This is a genomic window from Pseudoduganella sp. RAF53_2 (assembly GCF_052113985.1).
Taxonomy (GTDB): domain Bacteria; phylum Pseudomonadota; class Gammaproteobacteria; order Burkholderiales; family Burkholderiaceae_D; genus Rugamonas.
Genome location: NZ_JBFRDW010000631.1, coordinates 1 through 3,529 on the forward strand (window position 1 = coordinate 1; position 3,529 = coordinate 3,529).

The following is a 3,529-nucleotide window of genomic DNA, read 5'->3' on the forward strand; positions in this document are numbered from 1 at the left end:
TCCGCAACCGCCCGCGCGGTTGCCCCGTCGCGGATACCGAAACCGACACCGATCGGCAGCGACACGTGCTTGCGGATCGCCGCAATACGCTGAGCTACCTCGGCGGTGTCAATATGGCCTGCGCCGGTGACACCCTTCAGCGAGACATAGTAGCTGAATCCGCTACCGACCCGCGCCACCTGCTGCACGCGCTGCTCGGTCGAGGTAGGCGCCAGCAGGAAGATCAGGTCGAGCTCCGCGGCGCGCATCTTGCCCGCGAATTCCTCGCACTCTTCCGGCGGATAATCGACCACGATGGCGCCGTCCGCGCCCACGCTGCGGCTGGCATCGATGAAGGCTTCAGCGCCGATGCGTTCGATCGGATTGGCATAACCCATCAGCACCACCGGCGTGTGCCTATTGGTCTTGCGGAATTCACGTACGAATTCGAAGCAGTCGCGAATGCCGACGCCTTTTGCCAGCGCGCGCTCGCAGGCGCGCTGGATGACCGGGCCTTCAGCCATCGGGTCGGAGAAAGGCACGCCCAGTTCGATGATGTCGGCGCCACCCTCGACCAGGGCGTGCATCAGGGGCACGGTCTGCTCGGGGCCGGGATCGCCAGCGGTGATGAAGGTGACGAGGGCTTTCTTGTTCTGCTCTTTGAGCGATGCGAAGGTAGCTGCGATACGGGACATAGTCGTAGCCTCCTTAGAACTGCAGGCCGGCGCGCTGGGCGACGGTGTGCATATCCTTGTCGCCGCGGCCCGACAGGTTAGCCAGAATGATCTTATCCTTCGGCAGCGTGGCCGCCAGCTTCACGGCGTAGGCCAGTGCGTGCGACGACTCCAGCGCCGGAATGATGCCTTCGATATGGCAGCAGTCGTGGAAGGCCTGCAGCGCTTCGTCGTCGGTAATCGACACGTACTCGGCGCGGCCGGAGTCCTTCAGATAGCTGTGTTCAGGTCCCACGCCCGGATAATCCAGGCCTGCGGACACCGAATGCGTTTCGATGATCTGGCCGTTATCGTCCTGCAGCAGATAGGTGCGGTTGCCGTGCAGGACACCCGGATAGCCCTTGGTCAGCGAGGCAGCGTGATGGCCGGTATCCAGCCCCTCCCCTGCCGCTTCGACGCCGATCAGGCGCGTATTGGCCTGGTCGATGTAAGGATAGAAAATACCCATCGCATTGGAACCGCCACCGATGCAGGCGACCACGTAGTCCGGCTGGCGGCCAGTCATTTCCGGCATCTGCACCAGGCATTCCTCGCCGATCACCGACTGGAAATCGCGCACCAGCATCGGGTACGGGTGCGGGCCGGCCACGGTGCCAATGATGTAGAAGGTGTTTTCAATATTGGTAACCCAGTCGCGCATCGCTTCGTTCAGCGCGTCCTTCAGGGTCTTGGAGCCCGACTCCACCGGCACCACGGTCGCGCCGAGGAGCTTCATGCGGTACACGTTCTGCGCCTGGCGCTTCACGTCTTCGCTGCCCATGTACACCACGCATTCGAGGCCGAAGCGCGCGCAAATGGTGGCGGTCGCAACGCCGTGCTGGCCCGCGCCCGTCTCGGCGATGATGCGCTTCTTGCCCATGCGCTTGGCCAGCAGGGCCTGGCCGATCACGTTATTGATCTTGTGCGCGCCAGTGTGGTTCAGGTCTTCGCGTTTCAGGAAGATCTGGGCGCCGCCCGCGATTTCGGACCAGCGCTTGGCGTGGTAAATCGGCGAAGGACGGCCGACGAAGTGTTTCAGCTCGTAGCGGAACTCTTCGAGGAAGATCTCATCCTTGCTGTATTTGTCGTAGGCTTCGCGCAGCTCGGCCAGCGCGTAGCTCAGGGTTTCGGCGACGAAGGAGCCGCCGTAAGGGCCGAAGTGGCCAGTGGCATCCGGCAGATGATAGGTGGATGCGTGGAACAGGTGCGCTGGTGCAGCGTCAACTGGGGTTTTCATGGGGCTGTGACCTTTCAATAGTGACATCGGCTGCCCGCACGCCGCGGATGAACTCCGCGATCAGGCGGGCGTCCTTGATGCCCTTGGCGCGCTCGACGCCACTACTGACGTCAACCGCGTACGGGCGAACGCTGGCAACCGCGCCAGTCACATTTGCAACGCTCAAGCCACCACTCAAAACGGCCCGATGCGCGAGATCTTTTGGAATGAGAGACCAATCGAAAACCTTTCCTGCGCCGCCATATGCATCCACGAAGGTGTCGAGCAGAAGGCCCGAGAACAGCCGGCTGGATGCGCGGCATTGTGCTTCGTATTCTAACAGCTCGCCGGAGCTGGTGTCCGGTTTCACGCGGAAGGCGCGCATGAAGGCGCGATTGGCCGCCTGCGCCGCCGCGGCGCACTGCTCCGCCGTTTCGTCGCCGTGGAACTGCAGGAGCGACACCGGCGCCACCGCCACGGTGGCCGCCACTTCCTCCGCGCTGGCGTTGACAAACAGGCCAGTCGCCGTAACGAACGGCGGCAACAGCGCAATCAGCTCGGCGGCGCGCTGCGGCGTCACGTAGCGCGGGCTTTTCGGATAGAACACGAAACCGACCGCATCCGTGCCTGCCGCAACGGCGGCAAGGACGTCTTCTTCGCGGGTCAGGCCGCAGATCTTGATGCGTGTGCGGGACATGGCAATTCCTAGAAAGCGGGGAGGATGCGGGGCTCTTCGTACGGCAAGTTCCACCTGGCATCGTACTCGATCTTGGCGAGATACAGGCCGTCTGGCATGAAGGTCGGCGCGGCCACGGTACGGTCGCGGCCCGCCAGCAGCCTGCCCAGCCAGCCGGTGTCTTCGCGGCCCTGGCCGACGTAGATCAGCGAGCCAACCAGATTGCGCACCATGTGGTGCAGGAAGGCGTTGGCGCGCAGCGTGAACAGGATCATGTCGCCGTGGCGCTCGATACCGATCTCGTACATCTCTTTCACCGGCGTCCTGGCCTGGCACATGGAGGCACGGAAGGCGGTGAAGTCGTGGGTGCCGATCAGCGGCTTGACCGCTTCGCGCATGCGCTCCACGTCCAGCGGCCGATGGCAAAAACCGGCGCGGCCCGCCAGCAAAGGCGAACGCACCTGGTGATTGAACAGCAGATAGTGATAAGTACGGGAGCGGGCGCTGAAGCGGGCGTGGAATTCCTGCTCAGGCGTGGGCGCGTCAGGCAGATATTTTGCCCAGCGCACGCCGATGGAGTCCGGCAGGAAGGCGTTGATGCCGCGCACCCAGGCGTGCGGTTCGCGCATCAGATCGGTGTCGAAGTGCACCACCTGGCTCAGGGCGTGCACGCCTGCGTCGGTGCGGCCGGCACAGGTGGTGCCGATCTTGACGCAGGCGAACTTCTCGATCGCCTCCTCCAGCTTGTTCTGCACGGTCTGGCCGTGCGGCTGGATCTGGTAGCCGAGCCACTCGGCACCGTTGTACTGGACCCCTAATGCAATGCGTTTCAATTGAACTCCCCGTTCTGCGAGCGGGGATTATAACGTTTAGCCCAGCTGGGCGCGCATTGTCGAGGCACGGGCAACCTGGTCGTCGCTGCCGCCACGGATCACTTCATCCAGC

General features: G+C 63.5%; 4 protein-coding genes. All 4 read right to left on the reverse strand.

Annotated elements, in window-relative coordinates:
• The coding region (trpA, locus tag AB4Z11_RS26740; RefSeq protein WP_442028876.1) for a tryptophan synthase subunit alpha at positions 1 to 674 on the reverse strand (674 nt) is incomplete at its 3' end.
• A gap of 13 nt (positions 675 to 687) precedes the next feature.
• A complete protein-coding gene (trpB, locus tag AB4Z11_RS26745) occupies positions 688 to 1,929 on the reverse strand; it encodes a tryptophan synthase subunit beta (RefSeq protein ID WP_442028877.1) in 1,242 nt (413 codons plus the stop codon).
• Positions 1,913 to 2,605, reverse strand: coding sequence for a phosphoribosylanthranilate isomerase (locus AB4Z11_RS26750; RefSeq protein ID WP_442028878.1), 693 nt, complete (start codon positions 2,603 to 2,605; stop codon positions 1,913 to 1,915). Before AB4Z11_RS26750 ends, trpB begins: the two co-directional genes overlap by 17 nt.
• Positions 2,606 to 2,613: 8 nt before the next feature.
• Entirely contained in the window at positions 2,614 to 3,417 is an 804-nt protein-coding gene (truA, locus tag AB4Z11_RS26755; RefSeq protein ID WP_442028879.1) for a tRNA pseudouridine(38-40) synthase TruA, read from the reverse strand.
• Positions 3,418 to 3,529 lie beyond the last annotated feature (112 nt).

Bases quoted from the DNA above. Each gene is read 5' to 3' on its own strand.
- trpB (WP_442028877.1), bottom strand. From the start codon at position 1,929: ATGAAAACCCCAGTTGACGCTGCACCAGCGCACCTGTTCCACGCATCC.
- AB4Z11_RS26750 (WP_442028878.1), bottom strand. From the start codon at position 2,605: ATGTCCCGCACACGCATCAAGATCTGCGGCCTGACCCGCGAAGAAGAC.